We start from the raw sequence: 26,289 nt of genomic DNA, 5'->3' as shown, positions 1-26,289 counted from the left end.
TATCTCCTTTCAGTATAGAGTCTTTAAAAAAATTAGTAAATATTTTTATTAAATTGATTGCATTTAGACTGTTCTTTACGATCTCGAAAGGAATTAGTAAGATATATGTATTGAAGATGTAGGATTAAGATTTCTGATAGGAGAGGGACAGATGTATTATGATGCACTGAAGACATTTGTGACAGTGGTAGAAGAGAAAAACTTTACAAAAGCAGCTCAGAAGCTACGGATTTCTCAACCGAGTGTCAGTCTTCACATTAAGAATTTGGAGCAGGAATTTCAGACGGTTCTGCTCAATCGTTCGCCAAAGCAATTAACGGTGACGCCAACTGGGGATATGCTGTACCATCGATCAAAACAAATCATTCGTTTATATGAACAGGCGAAGCAGGATATTTATGAGCATCATCATCTGGCACGAGGGAAGCTCACGATTGGAGCGAGTTTTACCATTGGGGAGTATGTGCTACCGCAAATTTTGGCACAATTTCATCAGCTTTATCCGCATGTTGATATTGAGGTAGTCATTGATAATACAGAGGCGATCGCTAGACATGTTCGGTTGTTCCATGTCGACATCGGACTGATTGAAGGACAAACCAATGACAAAGAACTCTCTGTGGAAACGTTTCTAGAGGATGAACTGTATATCGTTGCCCCATTAGACCATCCGTTTGCAAAGAAAAAGGATGTCACCATTGATCAATTGCAAAATGAAACATGGATCACAAGAGAAGAAGGATCTGGGACAGGAGAATACTTACAGCACGTCCTGAAATCAAATGGACTGAAAGCGCGGACCTTTGTGACATTTAGCAGCAATCAAGCGATTAAAGAAGCTGTCATTCATGGAATGGGGCTGTCTGTTTTATCTAAATATGTGCTCCAGCGGGGCAGCATTGGCGGAGAATTGGCTGTCATTTCTGTGAGGGGAATGGACTTTAAACGGACATTTTCATATGTTGAATCCCCGATGACAGGTGGGAATAAGAATAAGGAATTGCTTGTTGAGTTGTTGAGAAAAGAGAGAAAAGACGCTTCTCCGCAGTAGGAGAAACGTCTTTTTTTTATAATCCTTTGATGTTGATTTCATCGACTGGTAGGAAAATCTCACCTGTATCTGTGTACTTCATGGTGACTTGATCCCCTTCTTTTAAATAAATAATAAGAGGCTCTTTTTCAGATGACATGGTGTAGTTTTTCCCATCGTCTAGTAAGAAGGTGACGGTTGTATAATCACCGGTCTTTTCCTTATACACCCTTTTCACTTTACCTGTTGACTCTTTCTTTTCTTGCTTTGATGAACTATTGACGGTACCGCCGCCTTTTTGAAGAGCTGTTTTATAGGCTCTTAGTGCTTCATTTGGTGTAGAAGCGTATGCGGCGATCTCAGGATTGGCTGCCGAAACAATAAAGTAGTTTTGCAGGAACCCGTTTGAATCGAGAACAGGTGTAAGCCAGCTGGCTTCCCCGTAGAAATTATAAAGAATCGGCATGCGGCCCTTCCATTTCTTCTCGATAAATCGTTTCTCAATAATTTGCAAAGCTCCCTGTGAATCCATGTAGGATTCTTCAAGATTACCCGTATAATACGTAGCTTTTCCTGTTCGGGCATTTGTCAGTGCATACCCGAGCATGGAATCAACGCCCTCTTTTGGACTGGTGAAATCTGTGAAGTAATACATATCCCCTTTTGAATCAAACACTGGACTTACATTGGCTTCCGTTCCCTCGTCTGAAGGCAGTTTCACATCTGATTTTCCAAACATACTGTTCCAGAAACCATGAACATAGTTGCCGAAGTAACTATTTTGCAGACTGACGGCCTCTGGCGAAACAGCGCCATCAATAAAGGCTGGTACTTTGTCTAAGGAATATTTCTTCGTTTCACCCGTTTTGGCATCCACAACAACCACACCTGAAGCTTTAAACCCGTTTCGTGCAGAGATGAAATCTCCAAATGTTTGGATGTAATAAGGCTTGCCATCATCATTGATCTCGAGCTGCGTATCTCCATAGAAAATCAAATCTGGATACTGAAGACGGATATGCCGCTCAATTTCCTTATTGAAATAGGAAGAAGGCGTATAGACCATCTCGGTTTTCACAAACTTTGGATTGGCAGATGAGTCGGTCGCACTTAATGTAAAGTAACCTGGTGTGCTACCAGAACGAATCCATTTAAAGAAATCGGAGAACTCGACGGGTGCGATATACACATACTCACCATTGACCTTCTGAATTTGCAAGCTGCCAAGCTCGTAGTAGCTCGTGTTTGGCACCTGTCCGAACGATTTCTTCATCTTATTGCGAGCAAATTGCGGTGGTACACTCGCAGGTGTTTCTGTCTCATCAAACGCTTTGATTTCGACTTTTTGATCCATTTTAGACACGTCGAATTTCTCATTTGCATTGAATAGAAAAGCGGTTGCCATATAAACACCGAGCAACAATAATATGAGAAATAAAACGCCCTTGATCTTCCGCTCCAATCCCACTGATAAAAAGGCACCTGCTGCTGTCACAACAAGTCCAATGAGCCACAGTGATGATGGGTTGCGGTCTAAATTGGTGATGTAGTAGAAGCCGAAAATCCCGATGATAAACAGCAGTGCCAGTCCCGCAATCCACATAAGCGGCACCTGTTGTTCAGTCCCTTTCTTTCTAACGATTAACCTGAGTGGTGTGAGCAAAAGGATCAGGACAAGACCGATCACAACCGAAAATAACAACATATATCCCACAAACAGATCTCCTTTCAAATCAATCACTCTTTTAGTATATACGAGTGAGACGGGGAAAAGATTCACCGGATGGAAGGTTCATTTAAATGCCGATCGAATCAATGGCTGATTGAACATCTTCTTTAAGCTCAAAAAATGTGAGTCTTTTTTCGATTTTCTCTATTAACGCGTCAATGGCTTCACCTGACATATGGGTTTGGATGTTCCTTTGATGTTTGTACACGTTAATCAGAAGGTCATCAATCAGATCTACTATTTTTTTGGCTTCTTGACGGTCCTCTGCAAATTCATTTTGAAGTTGATGCCGGATGGCTCTGATCAGCGCTGTTTTCTGTTCTTCTTTGATTTTTGCTTTTAAAGCAGCCAGCTCTGCTGGTGTCATGTCTTCCGTGTTAAAGTTTGCTTTAGAGAAGATGGAGCTAGATGTATGCGTATCTGTCACTCTCTGCAAAAAACGATCTGCGTCTGTTGGTTGTTTCTTTGAAAATTCCATTTATCGTTCTCCTTAAGAAATACCCATGTTCTTGGCTAGGGCCGTATCTGCATCGTGGTATTGTTTTCCTAGCTGGCTCATATCATCTGATATTGAGTCCATCCACCTTTTCATATCCATCGCATGATCAATCGCTGCATCATATTTTTTGACCGAATAGAACTCATTTTCAAGACCCTCTGTTTTTAAGTGGCGAATCACAGCATCCACATCTGAAGCCGTCAGCTGGTCATACGAACCAAAACCGACAATTTGTTTGTATCTTGAACGAACGCGTTCCACCGATTGATCCACTTTGTCATCGAGTTTCTCAATTTTGCGAATGATTTGCTGCATATGGTGCTCGGCATATGTAGAGAATGTACGACCTGTGTTCATGAGAACATGCGACTTGATTAAAATCGCTACCACACTTTGCGGATGGACATTTGATTGGCTCAATTGATGTAACATGGCGGCAGTGAGAGAAGGGTTTTTTCTCAACATATCATCAATGGTTTGAACGGAGCCATCTGACGAAAAGGAATACCGGTCTAAGCCATGGCTGCCGGCGAGGGCTTCAAGAAATAAATTCGCATCAAGTGAAGGGTTCACACTCATTGCCCGATTGAGGAGATTTTTCATAAACTGGACGGCCTTTGAGGAGTCCTCAGTGTAATCGACGCCTTCAGGTAAAGCGGCATCATACATCACTTTCACACGACCGATTTCTGTCGTATGACGATTTAAGAGAGATAGCCCGTCATTGAGATTGATATATTCTGTTAATCTACTACGGTAATCACCTTTTAATGCTTTGGCTTGCAGACCATCCGATAGATTTGGGTAAATATTCGGATTCTCAAAGGTGACCCCGCCTTGAATAAAATCATTTTTGACAAGAACATAAGAAGCATTTGATCCGCCAAGTGAATGCCCTGTCACATACATCTTCGCATTCGGCATTTTCTTATGGATCTCTTTTGCATACCGGTCCGCCTGCACCATTTGATTCTCTGCACCGTGTTCAAAGGGGATATTTTTAATCAAATACTTCGTATCTGAAATCAACCAATCTTGTACAATCTCATTTGTATAGGTCGTTGTCCCTGTCGTCATCTTCGTCGTGACTTCCTTTGACGTCTGTGACTGGCTAAAAGGAGGCAGCTTTGTCAAAATGGTAGAAAGAAGATCATCTGACTCTTTTTTTCCATGTTTTTTAATGGTATCTTTATATTGGCCTGCGCCAATCGGTTCTGAGCCGCGGTAGGCGATGACGGCGTTTTTGATTTTGGTGAGGTCTTTTCCGCCATCGGAGCGCTCGAAATCTTCTTCTGATACAAGGGTTAGTGAGTTAAGACCTTTTTTTGTTTCTTGGTGGTCAACAACATACATTATTTTACCATTTTTCAAGTGTATATCTTTAGAATTTTCATAGTTGAAGATATCATAAGATGCTGATGATATTTCATTATATTCTTTATCGCTAAGTTGATTAATTGCATATCTTTTGGTCAACATTTACACTCCTGTAATAATAATCATGTATATTATAAGATATTGTATGGTAAATATCTATAAAAAAAGGTATAAAAACCTATCGATTGAATATTTAAAAGGTGGGATATTTTTTGTGAAAAATACATTTAAGGTTGTACTGATTGTTTTGATTACTATCGTTTTTATTCTAGTATTATCACTTGTTTTTCAAAAAGATAAAGAAAAAAAATTGAATGAATCAGAAGGTGAAACAATCGTGAAAGAGAAGAACGATTTAGAACAAGCAAAAGAATTCGCAGAAGAAATGAAACCGAAAGTAGAAGAACGTTTACATAAAATAGATATTCACAACTTTATTAAAACCATTACGTTCGATAAGGGAGTAAATGTTAATCCAATGGGTTATATAATAATTAGAGGGTATATTAATGGTAACCCAGAAAAGTATGACTTCTCTGCATCATTAGAATATCGATCTAAGGAAGTAGGTACCATGACCTTTTCTCCTGAATTATCTTATCGATTTAAAGACTGGGATAAATTCAAAGATGAACCTGAACTAAAGGAAAACTATCTTAAAAGACTCTCCGAAAAAGAACGTGAACAGTATCTTAAAGATATTGGAGAAAAATAATAAAACAGGTAATCACCTACCTGTTTTTTATTTTTTATTATTAAGAAGGTGGCAACGGTAGACATGAAAAACACAATAAAGCTTTTATCTGTATTGTTTGTAGTCATCCTTGTCGCAGTGACTTCGTTAATCGTTCAGGTTAAGCATATTCAATCTAATAATGCGGTCAAGGAAAAGAGTGATCAAGCAAAAGCAGAAGAACTTGCAGAGAAGATGAAACCCAAGGTTGAAGAGCACTTGCACAAAAGAGATATTCATAAATTTATTAAAACCATAACGTTTGAAAAAGATGTGACCATCAATCCTATGGGGGATATTATAATCGATGGCTATATAAATAATGAACCGGAGAAGTACGGATTTTCAGCTTCTTTACAATATAGAGCTAAAAAAATCGGTTCAATGAGTTATGATCCTGAGTTGTCATATCGTTTTAAAGATTGGGATAAATTTAAAGATGAACCAGAATTAAAGGAAAACTATCTTAAACGACTCTCTGAAAAAGAACGAGAGCAATATCTCAAGGACATTGGAGAAAAAGAGTGAAGCAGGTGTCTACCCACCTGTTTTATTTTTTTATTATCATTAATTGAGAAGTTTTGATTGTAAGGAGTGTTGCGTTGTATGAAAAATACTTTAAAACTTGTATCTGTTTTGGTCGTTATCATCATTGTCTCAGTGACTTCGTTAATCACTCAGCACAATAAGCAAAGTAAACCAAATGATGTGGTAAAAGAAAAGAGCGATCAAGAAAAAGCAGAAGAGCTTGCAGAAAAAATGAAGCCTAAAATAGAAGAATGTTTACGCAAAGAAGACATCCATCACTTTATTAAGACCATAACGTTTAAGAAGAGGGTAACTATTGATCCAATGGGCTACATCGTAATTAGAGGATATATAAATGATGAGCCAGAAAAGTACGAGTTCTCCGCTTCATTAAAGTATAGAACAAAAGAAATCAGTTCAATGAGTTATTCATACGAGTTATCAATTCGTTTTAGGGACTGGGAAAAATATAAAGATGAACCGGAATTAAAAGAGAATTTTTTAAAAGATCTCTCCAAAAAAGAACGCGAACAATATTTGAAAGACATTGGAGAAAAAGTGAAATAACAAGTCAACAAAGCCGATTGATTCCCTAAATCAATTTGAAAATATGCTATCATTCCCCTAACAACACTTACAAACAAGGGAGAGCTTTCAAACATGGCAAATAAAAAGAAATTGATCTTGGATGTAGACACTGGAATTGATGATGCGATTGGTATTTTGCTTGCAGTGAAAAGTAAGCGGTTTGATATGTTGGGGATCACAACGGTGTGCGGGAATGTGTCTGTTGAAGCGGCTACGTTGAATACGTGTAAAGTGCTTGAGCTGGTTGAGGCAGAGGAAATCCCTGTCATCAAAGGTGCAGTAACGCCTCTTTTGAGAGCCCCTCATTATGAACATCGGGTGCATGGGAAGGATGGAATTGGCGGCGCTTTAAAGGACGCCCGGCCTAAGAAGACCGCAGATGAAGGTTTTGCGCCTGATTTTATCATTGACCAAGTGCTGAAGTATTCGAAGCAGGTTACGCTTGTGTTGACAGGGCCGTTAACGAATTTAGCCCTTGCGGTAAAAAAATGCCCTGAGCTGATTCATCACGTAAAAGAAGTCATTTTTATGGGGGGTGTCGTGCAGGGACAGGGGAATGTCACACCGGTTGCGGAATTTAATACATATGCAGATCCAGAAGCGGCGAAAGTGGTGCTGGAGGCTGGTTTCCCTTCATTGACTCAAGTAGGGCTGGATGTCACAAGACAGGTCTTGTTAACGGATGAGAGAATTGATGTCATTCAAAATGAAACGTTAGCCAATTATATCAGAGAGAGCACAAGCATTTACCGCCAGCGCTATTTTGAGCGGAATGGGGTGTGGGCATGTGCTATGCATGATCCGCTTGCTGTAAGTCTTGCAATTGATAAACAACTTGTGAATACACAGGCGTTTCATGTAGAAGTGGAGACGAAGAGTGAGTTCTGCGATGGTCAAATGATATGTGATTTTCAGCATCAATGGGGAAAAGATCGCAATCTTCGAGTGTGTATGGATGTAGATGATAAAGGGTTTTTTGATTTAATGATCAAAGTCTTGAATTCTTAAAAAAGAAGTCTGTGCAAACAGGCTTCTTTTTTATAAGATGGGAACATGAGGAAATGTATGCGCTCACATGAATGAGGAAGGAGTGAAGTCAATTGGCTTCTGTCAGTTTAAGTAGTATGGATAAGATAAGGGCAGCAAGCAGAGGATTGCCGCCAAAACTGAAAGCAATTGCTGAGCACATTACAAGTGAGCCCCGCGACATCATCCATTTGTCGATTGTCGAGCTTGCCAAAAAGACAGCGAGCTCAGAGGCAACGATTTTTCGTCTTTGTAAAAGGCTTGGATTTGAGGGGTATCAAGATTTGAAGATTGCTATTGCCCAGGAAATAGACCAAACGAAGCCTGATTATGTAGATGAAGAGATGAGTCTTGACGATGATACTGCCATTTTTATGCAAAAGGTATTTCAGGCAAACATCACTGCATTAAAGGATAGTTTTCAATTGTTGAATCCAGAAGATGTAGAAAAAGCCGTACAATTAATCCATGAAGCAGAGCGCTTAGAGTTTTATGGCAGCGGTGGGTCTGGTCTCATCGCCACAGATGCTTTTCACAAATTTATGAGAACAGGCATCAACTGTATTGTTCATACAGATTCTCACTTTCAAGCGATGTCGGCAGGTCTGCTTGATCAAAAGAGCACTGTGCTTGGTATATCTCATTCTGGTCGAAATAAGGATTTACTGGATGCGATGAAAACAGCTAAGGAAAAAGGAGCGAAAACCATTGGCATTACAAGCTATCAGCGTTCTCCATTGAGTCAGCTTGCAGATGTCACGCTGTATACATCAACGCAAGAAACGGCTTTCCGAACGGAAGCGATGTCCGCTAGGCTTGCCCAGCTTACTGTGATTGATGTGCTATATTTTGCGCTTGCACATTTAAGGCAGCAGGAAACATTAACAAACTTAAAGCAAATGAGAGAAACCATTTCTCAAAAAAGAGTGTAATGGTTTCAAAAATTAATTTTTCTATTAGTGAAAAATGCTGTTGTGGTAACGATTCTAAGGTTTTAAATGAAAATTATTTTCTTTTTGGTTGTTGAATGTCGAAAAAAATATTCCTATAATGGGATTTATCAGGTACACCGGCACCACGACACTTTATTTCAAATCAATGATTGGGCGTGATACAGATGAAGGGAAACCAGGCGGTAATTGGTTTGGATATTGGAACAACAAGTACAAAGGCGGTTCTATTTGGACCACAGGGGAAAGTCATATCAAAGCATTCTGTTCCTTATGACCTCATTCACCCCCAGCCAGCATGGGTTGAGCAGAACCCTGAACATATTTTAGATGCTGTGATTGCGAGTGTAAGAGGCGCATTGACGAAAGCAGCATTTGATGCAAAAAACCTCATAGGTGTGGGAATTAGTACGGCGATGCATTCCATAATCGTCATGGATGAGAATGGAAAAGCATTAACAAACAGTATCATTTGGGCTGATAACAGAAGTGCAGAACAAGCGAAACGAATCATAACGGACTTAGATGGCTTTCAAATTTATAAAAGAACCGGAACACCGATCCATCCAATGTCACCGCTTTCAAAAATACGATGGATCAAGGAAATGACACCTGACGTCTTCAATCAGGCAGCAAAATTCATTTCCATCAAAGAGTATGTTCTTTATCATTTCTTTGGTCAGTATGTGGTCGATTATTCAATCGCATCAGCAACAGGACTGTTCCGATTGGAAACGCTTCAATGGGACGATGAGGCACTACGCATTGCAGGAATTCAGGTGAATCAGCTGTCTGAACTTGTTCCAACGACGCATCAGCTGCGTGGGCTTCAGCCAGAAATTGCGCTGCGAATGGGCATTGAAGAAGATACACCATTTGTTGTGGGTGCAAATGACGGTGTCCTAGCGAATCTTGGTGTTGGTGCGATTGGCAAAGGTGAGGTAGCAGTCACGATTGGGACAAGTGGTGCAGTACGTACAGTCGTAGATCAGCCAATTACAGATGAGCAATCAAGAACATTTTGCTATGCATTGACGGACAAGCATTGGGTGGTCGGAGGGCCGACCAATAACGGCGGGATTATGCTGAGATGGCTGAAGGATGAATTTGGGTCGTCAGAGGTGGAGGTAGCAAAGCGTCTAGGTGTAGACCCTTACGATCTGATGATTGATATTGCAGAAAAGGTTCCAGCTGGCTCAGAAGGACTGCTGTTTCTACCATTTTTAACAGGTGAGCGAGCACCTTATTGGAATCCAAACGCAAGAGGCACGTTCTTTGGGATTGGTCTTCAGCATAAGCGCGAGCACTTTATTAGAGCCGTGTTAGAAGGCGTCATTATGAGTGTTTTCTCGATCGGTGTGGCACTAAGAGATTTAACAGGTCCAGCGAAGGATGTCAGGGCTTCTGGTGGATTTGCGAGATCCCCTCTATGGCGACAGATTTTGGCAGATACGATGGGCAGAGAAGTGCTCGTTCCAGAAAGCTACGAGGCTTCCGCACTTGGGGGGGCTGTCCTTGCACTTCATAGTTTAGGTCATATGGAAGAGATAGAAGAGGTGCAGGAATGGATTCGTATTTCTGCCCGCCATGAACCAAATATGAAGAACAACGAAACATACATAGAGCTATTTTATTTATATGAGCGTCTCTATGACAAACTGAAGGATGAATTTGATGTCATTAGTGCGTTGCAATTAAAACAAAATCGTTAAACATCGGGGAAAAGGTGGGAGAACATGCTTTTATTCATTGTGATTGCGGCGATTGTCCTTTTACTCATTCTCATTACAGTCGCTAAGTTGAATCCGTTTGTGAGTTTGATCATTACCTCTATGCTAGTAGGTTTTGCTACAGGAATGGATTTACAGGAAATCATTCAATCAATTAAAACGGGATTAGGGAACACGTTATCATTACTGGCGATTGTGCTAGCACTTGGGACCATGCTTGGGAAAATGATGGCTGAGTCAGGGGGCGCTGAGCGGATCGCTCAAACACTCATCAGTCGTTTTGGGACGAAGAATGTGCATTGGGCGATGATGTTTGTAGCCTTTATCGTGGGGATACCTGTCTTTTTCCAGGTCGGATTCGTTCTTCTCATTCCCTTACTCTTTACCATTGCGATTGAAACGGGTATTTCGCTCGTGACGATTGGGATTTCATTAATCGCAGGCTTGTCTGTTGTGCATGGGTTAGTCCCGCCTCATCCAGCTGCAATGGCAGCAGTAGGCATCTATCATGCCAACGTGGGGAAAACGATTTTCTTTTCAATCATCGTCGGTTTGCCAACAGCTATTATCGCTGGACCGCTGTACGGTAAGTGGATTGGAAAACGAATACATAAACCAGTTCCAGAGATGCTCAGAAAGCAATTCACGGAACGACATGCTGATCGGAAGCTTCCTGGTTTTGCAAATACGATGTTTACCATTTTGGTGCCGGTCATTCTTATGCTACTTGCCACATTGGCGGACATTATTTTGCCAGAGGATAGTATGTGGTATCAGATGTTCAAGTACATTGGAGATCCCATAACAGCTTTATTGATTGCGACCGTGTATTCTTTCTTTAGTCTTGGCTTTATACAAGGGATGAGCCGTGACCGAGTGCTGTCATTTAGTAACGAATGTTTGGGACCGATCGCTTCCATTCTGCTTGTGATTGGTGCAGGCGGAGCGTTCAATAATGTATTGATCGATTCAGGCGTTGGGGATTATATTGCTGATTTAGCCAAACACTCCCCAATCTCACCGATTTTACTTAGCTGGCTGATTGCTGCGGTTATTCGTGTGGCAACAGGATCTGCTACAGTATCCATGATGACAGCGGCCGGAATTGTAGCCCCAATCGCTGCATCCATGCCGGATGTGAGCAGAGAGCTGCTTGTTTTAGCAACAGGAGCGGGTTCACTGATTTTGTCTCATGTCAATGATTCTGGTTTTTGGCTGATCAAAGAGTATTTTGGTATGACCATCAAAGAGACGTTCTTGACATGGACGGCTATGGAGACCATCATTTCCGTTAGCGCCATTGCATTTATTATGATTATTAATATGTTTATATAACGGGACAACAGCTCAATTCTTCGGGATTGGGCTGTTTTTGGCTTGTTGTTATGCGGCTTTTGATTATTTAGGATAAAATAATGATATTGACTATGGGAGGCGGACACGATCGAACCTTTAAAACATGTATATAATGAACCATTTATTCAACATTTAGCAGAAAAACTGGCGCAAGGGTCAACTGTATTTGATGCTGATCACTTTCAGCAGCTCGTGTTTCAAGAGGATTGGGAGCAGCTGGAGTTGAAAGGACGAATGAGAAGAGTAACTGAATCGATGCACGCCTGTCTGCCTGAGGATTATGAGAAGGCAATCGATGTACTGCGTCAGACAGCACCGCATTTTACAGGGCTCAGTGCGCTTGTATTTCCAGACTACATCGAGACATATGGTGTTGACCATTGGGATATCTCGATCAAAGCACTTGAATTCTTTACACCGTTTTCCACTGCTGAATTTGCCGTTCGACCTTTTCTCATACAAGATCAAGAGAAAATGCTGGCGCAGATGCTTGTGTGGTCACAGGATCAAAATGAACATATTCGCCGTCTCGCTAGTGAAGGATGCAGGCCTCGTTTGCCGTGGGGATTATCCGTCCCTGCGCTGAAAAAGGACCCTTCTGTCACGCTGCCCATTTTAGAAAATTTGAAGTCAGATTCGGCCAAGTATGTGCAAAAAAGTGTGGCGAATCATTTAAATGATATTTCTGCAATTCAGCCAGACCTCATGAAGCAAATGGTCAAAAGCTGGTATGGAACCAATGAACATACAAACTGGATTGTCAAACATGCATCCCGTACGTTATTGAAAAAAGGCGATCCAGATATCATGGCTTTATTTGGCTATGGAGATGATCCGTCTATCCAAGTAACGGATTTGAAGGTGACGCAAGACCCCGTTCGTATTGGAGAGAAGCTGACCTTTCATTTTATTCTTCAGGTTGATAAGCCATTAAAGCTGCGCGTAGAGTATGCCGTTGATTACGTGAAAGCTCGTGGTACACGCCATCAAAAGGTATTTAAAATCACAGAATTTGAAACAGGATCGGCGCTGCATAGAGAATTTGTCCGGTCACAGTCGTTTCAAAATATGACAACGAGAAAGCACTATGAGGGCATTCATACATTAACCATCATCATCAACGGCATCCCAAAAGCGTCTGTTGATTTTGAAGTCACAGCAGCTGCTCATGAAAAAACCCGCCACTGAGGCGGGTTTCAGCGTGTAGACAAACCCTCGCATTCGGTGTCAGTCCTGCGCGCTGGTGCTCACGAATGTCAAATTCGCTCCGCGCCAGTACTCGTCCTTCCTAGACTGCAAAGGTTTTCTATCACGCTGAAAAGAAGACAAAGGGCTAAAATCAAGTTCATTTTAGCCCTTTGTCAACAATTTGATACCCGCCACTGAGGCGGGTTTTTACTTGCGTTTCTAAGCTTTCTTTTTCATTAAAAATGAAGCAATGATGGCGGCTGCTAAGAAACCGATACTGATAATCGAGCTAGGTAAGTTCTCTGGTCTGAATAGGAACAGAACAAAACTGACACTGAGTACAAGACCAGCAAATAAAGTGAAATACGGAAATAACCAAACTTTGAAATACGGCTCCTGCGGATATCTTGGACGCAGTTTCAAATGTGCCAGACAGATGCTGATCCAAATAAGAGAAACCGCAAAACCAGGAATAGCCAGCATATAGCTGAAAATTTGATCTGGGTACAAGTAAGCAAAGAATGTTCCGATTAAAAGAAACAGAACGGTCACCCATAAACTTAAAATAGGTACACCTCTTTTGTTGACCTGTGCCAGCTTTTTTGGACCGCCGTCTGATTTAGATAGAGAATGAATCATTCTCGTCGTACCGTAAATACCAGAGTTGGCGGCAGATAGAACAGCTGTAATTAAGACGAAATTAATGAAGTGAGAGGCACCCTGCATGCCAGCTGCTGAAAAGACTTGGACAAAAGGACTGTTATTCGGATCAATTTGATTCCAAGGAATGAGTCCACAAATAATCAAAATCGGCAGTGTGTAAAACAAGATGATGCGCCACATCATACTTTTGACAACACCAGGTAATACCTTTTCTGCATCCTTTGTTTCTGTAATGGTCAGCCCGATCAATTCAGAGCCTCCATACGAGAAGATCACCACTAATAATGAGGCAAAGACAGCACCCCATCCGTTCGGGACAAAGTTTTGGTAATTGGTGAGAACAGGCGTGCTTTGTTCGCTCGGAATAATTCCAAATAATAATGCAGCACCGAGAATAATAAACACAATAATAACGAAAATCTTCATTCCAGCGAACCAAAACTCAATTTCACCAAAGTATTTTACATTATTTAAATTAATTCCGATGACTAAGAGCGAGCAAAGTAAACATAAAGACCATAAAGGTACGTTTGGCATCCAATATTGAAGTAAACTCCCCGCTGCAATGATTTCAATGACACATACAGTGAGCCACATAAAACAGTAAACCCATCCGACAACAAATGAAAAACGTTGACCAAGCGCAATCTGTATGAGGTCGCGAAGGTTATTTCCCGGGTAGACGATGGCCATTTCAGCTAAAGCCGCCATGACAATAAGAAGAAGCAATCCAGCAAATACATAGGAAAAGATGACTCCAGGACCTGCTAAGCCGATTGTATCGGCACTTCCTTTAAAGATTCCTGTACCAATGACCCCGCCCATCGCAATCATGCGAATATGACGCGGCGATAAAAGCTTTTTTAATTCGTGTTGTTCCTGATTCGCGCTCATGACGTTCTCCTTTTTTAAAATGCTTATGTTCCATTTTCTTTTTTCGAGCGGTCAGTGTCAATATAAAAAAAGAGATTTTTCAGACAAAATAGGCGGTTGATTCTATCAAATGAGCCGTTTTCTTCCATAAATCCTTTCCATGACCCATCCCCAAAATCTGAAACTTCGTGAAAAAATGATCATTTGCCTTCATTCTGACATAAACAATTTTCAGTTTTTGTCGATATATCTTTTGTATTACTAAAGTCCTAATAAAGAATTATTTATAACTGTAAAATATTTCAAAAAAATTATGGAAGAATGAAAGGAGTTATTGAAGATGTTTATGAGAAAAGCAAGTGATTCATCGTCGGGAGCCCTTCTAAGTGAAAGCAGTCAATTAGTTGAACGAATTGAGAAGGGAGATTTTTCAGCCAGAATTGATACTGCTGCATTCTCTTCTAGTCAAACAATAGAAGCAGTGGCTCAAATAAATGAAGCGTTACAAAAGATGCAAGAAGCGCAAGAAGATATTCATATGCGTATGAATTTAGTGACAAAAGCGATTCAAGTGGGTCTATGGGATATGACGGTTGTAGCAGGAGATCCTGTGAATCCAAAAAACGAATTCACATGGACAGATGATTTCCGCAGAATGCTAGGTTTTCAAAATGAAAACGATTTTCCGAATGTCTTAGACAGCTGGGCATCTCGAATTCATCCAGATGAGCAGGAATACACTTTGAATGCATTCTCTACGCATTTATTGGATCATTCTGGCCGTACACCGTATGATATCGAATATCGTCTGATGTTGAAAAATGGCGAGTATCGCTGGTTCAAAGCAACTGGAACGACGATTCGAGATCGAAATGGGGTACCTCTTCGTGTGGCAGGGGCTCTTTTTGATATTCATGATCAGAAATTGAAAGAAGAAGAGCTGCAAGCATTCGTGACAAGATATGACTTGATCAACCGTGCGCTTGTGGAAGCTCCTTGGGATATGGTTGTAGAGGCTGGCGATCCTGTCAATCCAAACAATGAATTCTGGTGGTCTCCGCAGTTTAGAAAAACGCTTGGTTTTACAGATGAAAAGGATTTCCCGAACGTATTGAGCAGCTGGAGTGATCGTTTGCATCCTGAAGATAAAGAATCGGCTCTCCAAGCCTTTTCGGATCACTTAAATGACCATTCTGGCCGCACGCCATTTGACATTGATTATAGATTGCAGAGTAAAAATGGCGAGTATCGCTGGTATCATGCGGGCGGTGAAACCATTCGTGATGAGAAGGGTGTCCCTTTACGTGTCGCAGGAACGATTCGTGATATTACATTAGAAAAAAATAAAGAAAAAACAGCCAATGAAATGGCTTCCCAAGTAGAGCAGCTTTCAAGTTCTATTAGTGAAATGGTATCTGGCATCAGTTCTGTAACAAACCAAGCACAAGAGCTTGCTGTCGCCCAAGAGCAGTCAACGTCTGCTGCTAATTTGGCGAAAAACAGTGCAGATGAGACGAAGAACATTTCAGACTTAATCAAAGAAGTGGCAAACCAAACGAATCTGCTTGGTTTGAATGCCGCAATTGAAGCAGCAAGAGCAGGCGAGCAGGGCCGCGGTTTTTCGGTCGTTGCCGATGAAGTACGTAAGCTAGCGCTTCATAGTGCCAATGCGACAGAAAATATCGAATCTAGTTTAACTGAAATGAAAACACAAATCGATCAAATTCTTGAAAATATCTCCAATATGACAGCTCTTACGCAAACACAGGCTGCTTTGACAGAGCAAGTGAACGCTTCAGTTGATGAAGTGAATCATATGTCTCAGCGTCTGGTGGCATATTCAAAGAGTATCTAATGTCAAAAAACCGCCTTTTCATCAGAAGGCGGTTTTTTTATTTAAGCATGATCCGCTGGGAAAACAATACCGGCGTCTTTCCTAGCGGCTTCAAGAACCTTCATGACAGAAAGACTGTCATCAAGCCATTCATAACACTTTTCGACATTTCCTGTTTCAATGATATGCTGAAATGCTTCTGCTTCATAAAACAGGCGGTTTGAATTGGTTTGTGCATTGAGTGAAGTGACTTGGTCTCCAATATGCAGCAATACTTCCTCACAGCCATTCGCACCATTTTTCACATGTAGGAACCCTTTTTCCCCTTGAATCAAAGCGAAATTCATACTGCTTGTATCTTTGCTGCCAACACTTGTGGCAATGAAATCATTGTAAGTAAAAGTTAAAACACCAGATGTGTCGATGCCGTTTGGATGGCGGTTGGCCTGGTAACGAACGTCTTTCGGTGAACCAAATAGATTCATAATGAAATGAACATTGTAAATGTTAATATCCATGAGAGCACCGCCTGAAAACTCTGGGTTAAAGACATTCGGCGTTTCCCCGGCGAGCAGCTGATTATATTTACTTGAATATTGACTATAGTTACATTGAACGAGTTTGATTCTGCCTAATTGATGAAGGTGTTTTTTGATTAAATGATAGTTGGGCATATGAACGGTCGTAATGGCTTCAAATAGGAAGAGCTGCTTTTCCTTTGCGAGAGCGATTAAGGCTTCTAGCTCTTTCACATTAGAGGTAAAAGGCTTTTCGCAAATCACATGTTTTCCGTGTTTCAATGCAGCCGTGGCATGCTCGCTATGTAAACGATTGGGTGATGCGATATATACCGCTTCTATGTGGGGATCTTCTAACATAGTGGTTAAATCCGTATAAGTCGTTTGCACCCTAAATTGATCTGCGAGTTTCTTTGCCGTAGCTTCCTTTCTTGAATAGACAGCGTGGCAAGAAGCACCTTCAAGCTGTTCAATTGCCTGGAGGAAACCTTCCACAATCACACCTGTTCCAATGGTTGCTATTCTCATTCTATTCATAACCCCTTTCATACGATTGATGTCACGTCAAGCTGTCTCTAGTATACCTGATGTTTTCATACAACGTGTACTTAACAGCTAGGCGCAGAGGGGTGCCAGTAAAAAATACCGGCACATCTTTGGCAGTCTCTACAATTAACTAATGTTAGCTAATGTTTGTTTCGTTAACAGTTGAATGGCCGCCTTCCTCTTTTTTAACTCTTGAATGGATTTTTGAATATCTTCTACTTTTTGTTCGAGCAGCTGTTCCGCTTCTGTTTTCGACTGTTTCTCGAATAGTGACGTGATAATTTCTCGAATTTCTTTGAGTGAGAAATCTAGCTTTCTTGCTTCAGTGATAAAGGATAGCATGAATACATATTTTTTATCATATAAACGATAGCCGTTATGTGCTCTCTTAGGCTCGGGGAGCACACCCTCATTTTCATAAAAACGAATGGTTTCAATATGTACACCAGACATTTTTGACAATTTTCCTCTCGTAAATGTAATCATTCCCTGCACCTCCTTTCTTTGCTATCCATCATACAATTAGATTTGCTAGTTTCAAAATATTCTCCGATGAACATTTGTTCCTTTTCATACTGTTAAAATGACAGGTCTGTCCTATTCACAGCGGATTTCATAGAATAGGTTATAATAGATGAGGATGAAGTGATTTTTTGTTACAGATATGAACAAGTAGACAGTGTGAGAAAAAAACGATAGGCTAAAATAGGTACATAGTATGATGAACAGCATGTGATCATGTAGATGATCACTCAAAATAGTGACAGCACGTTTTGCTGAGAAAAGGGGAGCAGTGAATGTATAAATTAGTCGCAATTGATATGGATGGTACGTTATTAAATGATCAACATATGGTGCCGGATGAGGTGTTTGAAGCCATTCAACAGGCGAAGGCAGAAGGCGTTAAAATTGTTTTATGTACAGGCCGGCCGATTGGCGGGGTGCATCGCTATTTAAAAGAGCTGCAGCTTGATCAAGAGGGGGATTATGTCATCGCCTATAATGGAGCGCTTGTACAAAACAGCCATACAAATGAAGTCGTATCAGAATTAACTTTATCCTATGATGATTTGACTTCTTTATATGAACTGAGCCGTCAGCTGGATACACCTATGCATTATTTCGATTCAGCTCATCTATACACACCAAATCGAGATATTAGTGAATACACGGTGCTTGAATCGTACTTAACAAAATTGCCGCTTAAGTATTTACCTGTCGAAGAGGCAGACCCATCCATGAGACTTCCGAAGATGATGTATATTGATCAGCCGGAACGTTTGGAAAAGACGATACAAGCCATTCCATCTGAAGTGAAGGATCAGTACATGATGGTAAAAAGCACAGATTTCTTCCTAGAAATTCTTCATCCTGATGTGAGCAAAGGGAATGCTGTGAAGCTTCTAGCGCATGAACTGGGGATTTCTCGTGAAGAAGTGATGGCGATTGGTGACAATGGGAACGACGTGTCGATGCTAGAATTTGCGGGCTGTGGCGTTGCGATGGGAAATGCCATTGAAGATGTCAAAGCAGTTGCAGATGTTGTGACAAAATCCAATAACGAAGCAGGAGTCGCACATATCTTGCATGAGCGAGTCATCGGAAAATAAAGAAAGAGCGGTCTACCAATGAGGTAGCCGCTTTTTTATATGTGTGAGAAAAAGTAAACAAGCATACGTCTGCTGTTCAAATTTGTTTTTTCGAGCATCGCCTTTACATGATCATGCACCGTATGAGGCGAGATAAATAACGTACTGGCAATTTCTTTTGTGGATTGTCCTTTTATTAAGCAGTCAAGGACGTTCATTTCTCTTTCTGTCAGCCGATATGTTTTCGCTATATAAGGAAGAATGTCACTTGTTTGAGCTCGCTTAATATGAATCATGACAGCCTCTTCCTGCCCGGCTGCCTGTGCTAAACGAAATGCTTGAAGAGAGAGAAAACGCCCTGTCGGCATTCTGGTGATGCTGACCGCTGTTTGGTCACCGCCGCCATATAAAAGCTTAGCACCTAAAGCTCTAAACGGACGGGGCATGATGGCACCGTCATGAATTTGCTCAAAGGTTTGGAAGGTGTGAAGCCAATGAAGTCCGGTTGCATTTCCATAAAGAAGATGGTAATCGTGTGAAAGAATGAGGAAGCCTTGGTGTTCCGCTGTTTCATCTTCTTCCGTTTCTCTTCTTTTAAAAAGTTCATCTCTCAATTTGGCTGCGAGTGCTGGTGTTTGGCGACTAACCGCTTGTATATCTTGTTCATGAAAAGGTTCCTTCTCCTTTTTCCGATAAAGGCTGGCGATTCCCCAGCATTCACCTTGAATCACAAGGGCTGCCCGCAATTCATCTGCCCATCCGTTAGGTAATAAAATGTGCTGGTATCGACCACTATTGGTGTATTCTCCGCTTTGGACGAGACTGGCAGCGTGGACAGGACCTTTCGCTAGATCCTCATGCTGGTGCACATCTTTTTTTAAATATTCATTTTGAAACAGCTCGTTATGTATGGCTTCAATCGGTTCATCTGTAAAAGAACCCGTCGAGAGGAGAGTAGCTGGATCAATGGTTGTGATACAGGCAGCATCAAAATCACAGATAGCAGCAAGTTCATCTCGAATGTTTTTTCTCAGCTGCTGAAAATGAGCGGCTGGATTGTTCATTTGATCTCCTCCTCAATATCCCCACTTTTAGGGATCGTTTTTTCTCATCTATCTTCTTACAATGAAGATAACATACCGTTAGTGTAAAGGGAACGAAGCAAAGCGGAAACTGGAGGAGAAGACATATGAGTGTAAATCAACATTGGCATGATCCTGTTGCTGAATCCTATGCAGCGACAATTGCACATAAAGTACCGGGCTATCATCTTTTGCATGAGCTGACAGTGGATAGAGTAGAAATCGAATTAATGGGATCGGCTTCTCGCATGTTAACAGTCGGAGCAGGTGGGGGCGAAGAGATCATCAACATGCTTCAAAGAAATAAAGACTGGCATATCACAGGGGTTGATCCATCTCCAACCATGCTTGATATGGCCAAGCGCAGAGTGGCACAGCTTCATATGCAAGATCGCGTCACATGGTATGAGATGGCCTTAGACAAAGTGCCGGTTGAAAAGTTGTACGATGCAGCAGTAAGTTTGCTTGTCATTCATTTTGTAAAAGATCAGCTGACCTTTTTACAGGAGATCGCCCGCCGGCTTCAACCAGGGGCGCCTCTCGTGTTGGCGTTTATTCAAGGAGACCCGGAAACGCCTGCATTTCAGCAGGAGCTTCATATGCTTTCTCTATTCATGAATCGTCAAGGCTTGGGAAAGGAAGTGTTTACGTCCTTCCGAGAAAGGCTGGGTGTCACAACATATCCCGTGTCTAAAGAAAAGATGACAGCACAATTAACCGAAGCAGGATTTCAAGACATCAGACCTTATTTTCAAGCGGGCATGATCAAAGGGATTGTTTGTAAAAGAGGCGATAGAAAGGCGGTTGGAAAATGAGGTCCAAAGTGATGGTGATAGGCGGTTATGGACATGTGGGGCAGCAAATATGTCTTCAATTAAGTGACGTGTATCCAGGGCAAGTCTTTGCGGCTGGCCGAAGTTATGAGAAGGCTGAACAATTTGCACGCCAAACGAATGGGCGTGTACGTCCATTTCAGATAGACGTAAGACAACCAATGGATACGGACTGGATGGATGAAACGAAACTCGTGATCATGTGTCTTGATCAAGATGACACGTCATTTGCTGAAACATGCTTACGATCAGGTATTGATTATCTCGATATTTCGGCAAAAGGAGCCTATATTGAGAAGCTAGCAAAGGTCCATCAACAGCAATTGAACGCAACGGCTGTGCTGAGCGTAGGTCTTGCACCTGGTCTCACCAATTTGCTTGCAGCGAAGGCGGCATCTATTCTGACCTCTGTGGAGCAAATTGATATTAGTATCATGCTTGGGCTAGGTGACCAGCATGGAAAAGCAGCTATTGAATGGACGCTTGATCATGTGCATACGGATTATGAGCTGACGAAGAATCATCAGCGAAAGAAAGTCAAAAGTTTTACTGGAGGGAAACGCATTGATTTTGGCAAAACGCTTGGAAAGCGGCAAGCCTATCAGTTTCCTTTCTCTGACCAGCAAACATTGCCTTCGACGCTCCATGTGCCTTCTGTGACAACAAGGCTCTGTTTTGATTCTCGCGCGGCGACACGTGCATTTGCTCTCACAAGGAAACTCGGAATGACGTCCCTTCTCACGATGCCGAAAATCAAGGAACGTGCCATTTCACTGATTCAATCTGCTCAAATGGGTACAGATCAATATGCAGTGAAAGTGGAAGCGGTAGGAATGAAGGGTAACGAAATTCATCAAGCAGCGCTTGGAATAAAAGGTCGCGATGAGTCTCAAGCAACGGCTCAAGTCGCCAGTGCTGTGGCACTGCATGTATTGAGCAATCAGTTTCAGGCAGGTGTTTTTCATATCGAAGAATTATTTTCATTAGCGTATGAAAATGGTGATTTTGCGTTGGTGGATCAAAAAACGAAGGAAAAGCACGCATTAGCATTGAGAGCCAGCCTTTTAACGGCATAAAAGAAAACGACAAAAGATACGCATCAGCTCAAAAGAACAGGTCAGTCATGTGGGCGCTTTATTCATGATCCATTTCAAAACAAGGTGTCTATGATCCGAAAACAACCGCTTGCTCTCCATGTAAATGGCCGAGAAATGGAAGAGATTTAATCAAGGGTTGTAGTCGGAACTGATATAATGGTTATATTGGGCAAATAAATCTCAAGTGGGTGTTTACAAGTGTTAGATACAGAACAAGATGTAGTGAAGAATTATATAGATTCACCCCAAAAATTGAAAAATTTATATAGACGAGTATTGTTCGTTGTCAGTCTATCGCAAATATTTGGAGGGGCTGGAATAGCTGCAGGAATTACGGTAGGTGCCATTTTAGCGCAACAAATGCTTGGAACTGAAGCCTATGCAGGAGTCCCAATCGCCTTATTTACTTTGGGGTCAGCTGGGTCAGCTTTCATTGTAGGAAAGCTTTCGCAACGTTATGGACGACGCATCGGTTTATCGACAGGTTTTGTTGCTGGAGGGCTCGGAGCAATTGGCGTTGTGCTGGCAGCTATGATGAATAGTGTCACTTTATTATTTGCATCGCTCTTCATTTACGGAGCAGGAACATCCACGAACTTACAAGCGCGTTATGCTGGGACGGACTTAGCGAATTCTAAACAGCGTGCAACTGCCATTAGTACAACAATGGTCATGACAACATTTGGAGCAGTAGCAGGTCCGAATTTAGTTGAAGTGATGGGTAAATTTGCAGTGTCCATTGGTGTTCCAGCACTTGCCGGTCCTTTTATTTTATCAGCAGCAGCATTTATTGTAGCTGGTCTTGTTCTTTTTATTCTGCTGCGTCCTGATCCATTAGACATTGCCCGAAGAATAGCAACTTACAAAGCAGAACATGGGAATGGAAATAAACGAGATGCTGCTGATAAAAAAACAGATAAAAAAGGGCTTACAGTAGGTGCCACAGTGATGATCTTAACTCAAATTGTCATGGTGGCACTCATGACCATGACACCGGTGCATATGCAGCATCATGGTCATGGATTAGCCGAAGTGGGCATTGTGATTGGTTTTCATATAGGGGCCATGTATCTTCCTTCACCTATCACGGGTGTACTTGTAGATAAACTAGGACGAACAGCTATGAGCATAGCGTCGGGCATCACATTGTTACTTGCTGGTTTATTAGCAGCATTCGCACCAAGTGATTCAATGATTCTATTAATCATTGCTTTGTCTTTACTTGGATTGGGATGGAACTTTGGTTTAATTAGTGGTACTGCTCAAATAGTGGATGCTACAGAACCATCAACCCGGGCAAAAACCCAAGGAACACTCGATGTTTTTGTTGCGTTAGCAGGTGCTTCTGGCGGTGCCCTTTCAGGAATGGTCGTGGCGAATACGAGTTATGCTACATTATCTTTAAGCGGAGGAATTTTATCGTTAATTCTCATCCCTGTCATCGTTTGGTCTTTTAAAAGTAAAACATAATGCAGCTCCGTGCTCATCCATCACAAAAAAGACATGCCTCCAATCATGAGAAAGCATGTCTTTTTTGAATCTCTCTTCACAGGATGCTAGTCTTCTTATGATGCCGAGGACACATCTCCTTTTTTCTTGATACTGGCTTTAATGAGCTCAGTCAATGTGTCAGAGCCTTTTGTGGAAAGATGAACACCATCTGGCTGAAAATAGGATGGCTGTCCGGTAGCGGCTGAATGCCAATCGACTAAGCTCACATTGTGATGTTGATTGGCCACACGCTCAATGACTGCATTCACATCATTTTCCCAAGATCTTGGAACGCGAGTGTTCACAAGAAAAATATGTGCCTTCGAGAAATGTTGAATGAATGAAGTCAAAGTCCCCTCTGTAAAATAACCATTTGTGCCAAGCTCAATAATAACAGCGGCATCAGCCTTGTTAAAAGAAGCATATTGAGGGGCGATGCGGATGGCTTCGTTCATTTGCCTTCCGACCCTTGCGTCAATGGTGATGGGTTCATAGGCCTTTTCTAAATTTGCAGCAATGTCTAACATGACGGAATCACCAATGGCAAGAACTTGGTGAAATTGTTTAGGATCGGCTGCTTTTTTCTCATGTTTGTCTTTCTTTTTCTTCACTTTTGATTCTGTCTGACCGCCTGCCTTTTTGGCCGCTGTCTTAATTTGTGTTACTTCCTTGGCATGTGGGGATGTATGAGACGAGCTAGACATGCCAATGGTAAATAAAATCAAAAGGACTGCGGCAATCCCAAGAAACACTTTATTGGACATAGACCATTGCTTGATTCCTGTTTTCCAAATCGACCAAGAGGCAAAATAGTGTCTAAACCCAAGTTTACGAATCGGCTGTTCGATCAAACGATAGGAAGCCTCTGATATGAGTAGAATTGCGATGAGCTGCAATGTGACACGTCCTATAGAAGGCTGTCCAATCTCAATGACCGGTGTGGTCAGCACGATAATTGGATAATGCCATAAGTAGATGCCATAAGACCGCTTTCCGAGCCAAACGAGTGGTTGAAAAGACAGCCATTTCCCAATAAGACTGGCAGGATGGCAGACACACGCAATTAAGATCGCTGCATTCAGACAGAATAAAAGCATACCGCCTTGGTAGAGAAAGCCGTCAAATTCGTCGACTGCATAAACACATAAGAGGAAAATGACCATCGAACCGAATCCGGCTATTTGTAACATACGTCTGCCGACAGGAAGTAATTTTCTGCTGGAAAGTCTGTGCATGGGCCAGACAAATGCAAGACTGCACCCGATGAGGAGTGCAAACGCACGTGTGTCTGTTCCATAATAGATCCTGCTCGGGTCAGTATCCGGTGAATAGAGAATGGCCATCCATAAAGCAGATACAAGTGCCAGACCAAAGGTGATCATAGGAAGATGGGATCTGTTTTTCACCCATTTCAGTCCAGCAATCAACAGTACCGGCCAAATGAGATAAAATTGCTCTTCAATTGCCAAAGACCATAAATTTTTTAGTGGAGATACAGCATTGAAGCTGTCGAAGTAAGAGAGCTGATGAAAAATGTACCACCAGTTACTCACATAAAAAAAGGACGATAAGGCATCGCCACGAATGGACATTAATGCATTTGAACCAGCAATGGCGCACCAGCTGACGATTAAAAAAATCATGACGTAGGCAGCTGGAAGCAGCCTTCTGATGCGGCCCATCCAAAAAGGCAGAAGCTCTTGATAGCCCAGATCCTGCTTATGCAGCAAGATGGTTGTAATCAAGTAACCAGAAATCACAAAAAACAAATCAACACCAAGAAACCCGCCGCTTGCGGGTTCAATATGTAAGTGATAAGCAATGACCGCCAATACGGCAACAGCTCTCAGCCCATCTAATCCTAATATGTAACGTAAACGGTTTTCCTTGCTGTTCATGAAAAAGAATCCCCCATCAATGTCAAACGCGTCTTTTTTGTTGTCACTCCAAAAGAACAACGATTCTTTTATTTTATATAAGATTAGACGAATCAGCATTACATTTTGTTGGCGAATTTCTGTCTTTTTTAAAATTTTTTTATATGAAGAAATATTCTAAGGCTTGAGGAATTCTTATTTTTATACTCAAACCGAAAATCCCTGTCATAATAAAAGAAGAAGGAAAGGGGATGTGTTGAATGAGAACGATTGAAAATGATCTGTTATTGGTTCAAATCAATGAGAGAGGTGCCGAGGTGAGAGAGGTGCTTCATAAAGAAAGTGGACGTCAATATATGTGGTCTGGTGACCCTGCTTATTGGGGCAGGGTGTCGCCCGTCTTATTTCCGATTGTCGGACGGTTGAAGGATGATCAATACAAGATAGACGATCAAACGTATCAACTCTCGCAGCATGGATTTTTGCGTGATGTTGATTTTGAACTATTTCAAGAAGCAAAAGATCAGGTGGTTTTTCAATATCAATCAAATGGCCGTCACACGTCACAATATCCGTATGAATTTACAGCGCGCATCAGTTATGCACTGTCGGAAAATGGACTAACGATTTCCTGGGAAATTGTTCATGAAGGAGATGGCACGATGTATTTCTCGATTGGCGGGCATCCGGCATTTCATGTCCCGCTTGTTGAAGGCGAGCAGACAGCTGATTATTCACTTACATTGGCACCTTCCACCGAACATGATCCAGTCCAATATGAACTTCATGATTCACTTGTGAGAGAGAAGGAGAAAGGTGTTGAGTTTGAGCCGATTCAACTTCGCCCAGAACTTTTTCAGAACGATGCAATGATCTTTAGTCATATTCATCAAGTATCATTGACTTCTCAAGCAGGTCACGGCATTGAGGTCGATCTCAGTGGTTTTCCGTTCGTTGGTATTTGGTCTCCATATGATCAAGAAAAGGGAACAATGGCTCCTTTTGTTTGTATTGAGCCTTGGTATGGGATCGCTGATATGGAAGGGACGAATGGGCAGTATAAGGAGAAATTCGGCATTCAAACTTTAGAGAAGCAAGAGACCTTTCACGCAGCCTACACCATTTTCTTTAAATGAACATTTGTGCATGGTG

The 26,289-nt window shown here is 41.7% G+C and carries 23 protein-coding genes; 15 read left to right on the top strand and 8 right to left on the bottom strand.

Translation table 11 applies throughout. From position 1 onward, the window contains the following. The first annotated feature begins 151 nt into the window (after positions 1-151). A complete protein-coding gene (locus ACNO7B_RS18275) occupies positions 152-1,051 on the top strand; it encodes a LysR family transcriptional regulator (protein WP_017359912.1) in 900 nt (299 codons plus the stop codon). A 16-nt stretch (positions 1,052-1,067) separates the two neighbouring features. Here the strand turns inward: ACNO7B_RS18275 and ACNO7B_RS18270 are convergent, their stop codons facing one another. The 3 genes from ACNO7B_RS18270 to ACNO7B_RS18260 all read right to left on the bottom strand — a co-directional run bounded on the left by ACNO7B_RS18270 (position 1,068) and on the right by ACNO7B_RS18260 (position 4,734). Continuing rightward, positions 1,068-2,744 (bottom strand): hypothetical protein, encoded by a 1,677-nt coding sequence (locus tag ACNO7B_RS18270; RefSeq protein ID WP_417901799.1) that lies wholly within the window; start codon positions 2,742-2,744, stop codon positions 1,068-1,070. An 82-nt stretch (positions 2,745-2,826) separates the two neighbouring features. Then, positions 2,827-3,237: a hypothetical protein gene (locus ACNO7B_RS18265; RefSeq protein WP_048002499.1), complete on the bottom strand. Its 411-nt coding sequence runs from the start codon at positions 3,235-3,237 to the stop codon at positions 2,827-2,829. A gap of 12 nt (positions 3,238-3,249) precedes the next feature. Next, entirely contained in the window at positions 3,250-4,734 is a 1,485-nt protein-coding gene (locus ACNO7B_RS18260; protein ID WP_417901798.1) for a lipase family protein, read from the bottom strand. A 115-nt stretch (positions 4,735-4,849) separates the two neighbouring features. On the opposite strand from ACNO7B_RS18260, the gene ACNO7B_RS18255 reads away from it, so the two are divergent. The 8 genes from ACNO7B_RS18255 (at position 4,850) to ACNO7B_RS18220 (ending at position 12,734) form a co-directional block, all read left to right on the top strand. After that, entirely contained in the window at positions 4,850-5,350 is a 501-nt protein-coding gene (locus ACNO7B_RS18255) for a DUF1433 domain-containing protein (protein WP_341299125.1), read from the top strand. A 63-nt stretch (positions 5,351-5,413) separates the two neighbouring features. After that, positions 5,414-5,896 carry a DUF1433 domain-containing protein gene (locus tag ACNO7B_RS18250; protein WP_025208257.1) on the top strand — a complete coding sequence of 161 codons (483 nt, stop codon included), beginning with the start codon at positions 5,414-5,416 and terminating at the stop codon, positions 5,894-5,896. A 78-nt stretch (positions 5,897-5,974) separates the two neighbouring features. Then, positions 5,975-6,463: a DUF1433 domain-containing protein gene (locus tag ACNO7B_RS18245; RefSeq protein WP_410684167.1), complete on the top strand. Its 489-nt coding sequence runs from the start codon at positions 5,975-5,977 to the stop codon at positions 6,461-6,463. A gap of 93 nt (positions 6,464-6,556) precedes the next feature. Beyond that, complete coding sequence (locus ACNO7B_RS18240) at positions 6,557-7,492, top strand: nucleoside hydrolase (protein ID WP_417901797.1); 936 nt, start codon at positions 6,557-6,559, stop codon at positions 7,490-7,492. 116 nt (positions 7,493-7,608) lie between these two features. Then, positions 7,609-8,442: a MurR/RpiR family transcriptional regulator gene (locus tag ACNO7B_RS18235; RefSeq protein WP_038475582.1), complete on the top strand. Its 834-nt coding sequence runs from the start codon at positions 7,609-7,611 to the stop codon at positions 8,440-8,442. A gap of 185 nt (positions 8,443-8,627) precedes the next feature. Then, the gene (gene gntK, locus ACNO7B_RS18230) at positions 8,628-10,172 is read left to right on the top strand and encodes a gluconokinase (RefSeq protein ID WP_417901796.1); all 1,545 of its coding nucleotides are present in this window, start codon (positions 8,628-8,630) and stop codon (positions 10,170-10,172) included. 24 nt (positions 10,173-10,196) lie between these two features. Further along, positions 10,197-11,525 carry a GntP family permease gene (locus ACNO7B_RS18225; RefSeq protein WP_048002495.1) on the top strand — a complete coding sequence of 443 codons (1,329 nt, stop codon included), beginning with the start codon at positions 10,197-10,199 and terminating at the stop codon, positions 11,523-11,525. 108 nt (positions 11,526-11,633) lie between these two features. Further along, a complete protein-coding gene (locus ACNO7B_RS18220) occupies positions 11,634-12,734 on the top strand; it encodes a DNA alkylation repair protein (RefSeq protein ID WP_417901868.1) in 1,101 nt (366 codons plus the stop codon). A gap of 219 nt (positions 12,735-12,953) precedes the next feature. Here ACNO7B_RS18220 and ACNO7B_RS18215 read toward each other — a convergent pair whose 3' ends face one another. Next, positions 12,954-14,291 carry an amino acid permease gene (locus ACNO7B_RS18215; RefSeq protein WP_007498042.1) on the bottom strand — a complete coding sequence of 446 codons (1,338 nt, stop codon included), beginning with the start codon at positions 14,289-14,291 and terminating at the stop codon, positions 12,954-12,956. A 319-nt stretch (positions 14,292-14,610) separates the two neighbouring features. On the opposite strand from ACNO7B_RS18215, the gene ACNO7B_RS18210 reads away from it, so the two are divergent. After that, a complete protein-coding gene (locus ACNO7B_RS18210; protein ID WP_417901795.1) occupies positions 14,611-16,125 on the top strand; it encodes a PAS domain-containing protein in 1,515 nt (504 codons plus the stop codon). Positions 16,126-16,166: 41 nt separating this feature from the next. Here the strand turns inward: ACNO7B_RS18210 and ACNO7B_RS18205 are convergent, their stop codons facing one another. Next, the gene (locus ACNO7B_RS18205; RefSeq protein WP_417901794.1) at positions 16,167-17,150 is read right to left on the bottom strand and encodes a Gfo/Idh/MocA family protein; all 984 of its coding nucleotides are present in this window, start codon (positions 17,148-17,150) and stop codon (positions 16,167-16,169) included. Between the two features lie 144 nt (positions 17,151-17,294). Continuing rightward, complete coding sequence (locus ACNO7B_RS18200; RefSeq protein WP_265154541.1) at positions 17,295-17,654, bottom strand: MerR family transcriptional regulator; 360 nt, start codon at positions 17,652-17,654, stop codon at positions 17,295-17,297. Between the two features lie 311 nt (positions 17,655-17,965). Here ACNO7B_RS18200 and yidA point away from each other — a divergent pair, with 311 nt between their 5' ends. Then, positions 17,966-18,778: a sugar-phosphatase gene (yidA, locus tag ACNO7B_RS18195; RefSeq protein ID WP_007498032.1), complete on the top strand. Its 813-nt coding sequence runs from the start codon at positions 17,966-17,968 to the stop codon at positions 18,776-18,778. Between the two features lie 35 nt (positions 18,779-18,813). Here yidA and ACNO7B_RS18190 read toward each other — a convergent pair whose 3' ends face one another. Beyond that, positions 18,814-19,821, bottom strand: coding sequence for a helix-turn-helix transcriptional regulator (locus tag ACNO7B_RS18190; protein ID WP_156061303.1), 1,008 nt, complete (start codon positions 19,819-19,821; stop codon positions 18,814-18,816). Between the two features lie 125 nt (positions 19,822-19,946). Here ACNO7B_RS18190 and ACNO7B_RS18185 point away from each other — a divergent pair, with 125 nt between their 5' ends. From ACNO7B_RS18185 to ACNO7B_RS18175, 3 genes are all read left to right on the top strand, one after another. After that, positions 19,947-20,654 carry a class I SAM-dependent methyltransferase gene (locus tag ACNO7B_RS18185; RefSeq protein WP_410684175.1) on the top strand — a complete coding sequence of 236 codons (708 nt, stop codon included), beginning with the start codon at positions 19,947-19,949 and terminating at the stop codon, positions 20,652-20,654. Continuing rightward, positions 20,651-21,748, top strand: a complete 1,098-nt coding sequence (locus ACNO7B_RS18180) for a saccharopine dehydrogenase family protein (protein ID WP_410684177.1) — start codon at positions 20,651-20,653, stop codon at positions 21,746-21,748. Before ACNO7B_RS18185 ends, ACNO7B_RS18180 begins: the two co-directional genes overlap by 4 nt. 219 nt (positions 21,749-21,967) lie before the next feature. After that, positions 21,968-23,239, top strand: a complete 1,272-nt coding sequence (locus ACNO7B_RS18175) for an MFS transporter (protein ID WP_417901793.1) — start codon at positions 21,968-21,970, stop codon at positions 23,237-23,239. Positions 23,240-23,334: 95 nt separating this feature from the next. Here ACNO7B_RS18175 and ACNO7B_RS18170 read toward each other — a convergent pair whose 3' ends face one another. Next, positions 23,335-25,158, bottom strand: a complete 1,824-nt coding sequence (locus ACNO7B_RS18170) for an acyltransferase family protein (RefSeq protein ID WP_268359743.1) — start codon at positions 25,156-25,158, stop codon at positions 23,335-23,337. A gap of 239 nt (positions 25,159-25,397) precedes the next feature. Here ACNO7B_RS18170 and ACNO7B_RS18165 point away from each other — a divergent pair, with 239 nt between their 5' ends. Continuing rightward, entirely contained in the window at positions 25,398-26,273 is an 876-nt protein-coding gene (locus tag ACNO7B_RS18165) for an aldose 1-epimerase family protein (RefSeq protein ID WP_268359741.1), read from the top strand. The last annotated feature ends 16 nt before the right edge of the window (positions 26,274-26,289 follow it).

The sequence above is a fragment of the Bacillus sp. AK25 genome (genome assembly GCF_048270685.1).
In the GTDB taxonomy this organism is placed as follows: domain Bacteria; phylum Bacillota; class Bacilli; order Bacillales; family Bacillaceae; genus Bacillus; species Bacillus altitudinis.
The sequence above is the reverse complement of the archived record's forward strand: the minus strand, read 5'-3'. Positions and strand labels throughout refer to the sequence as shown.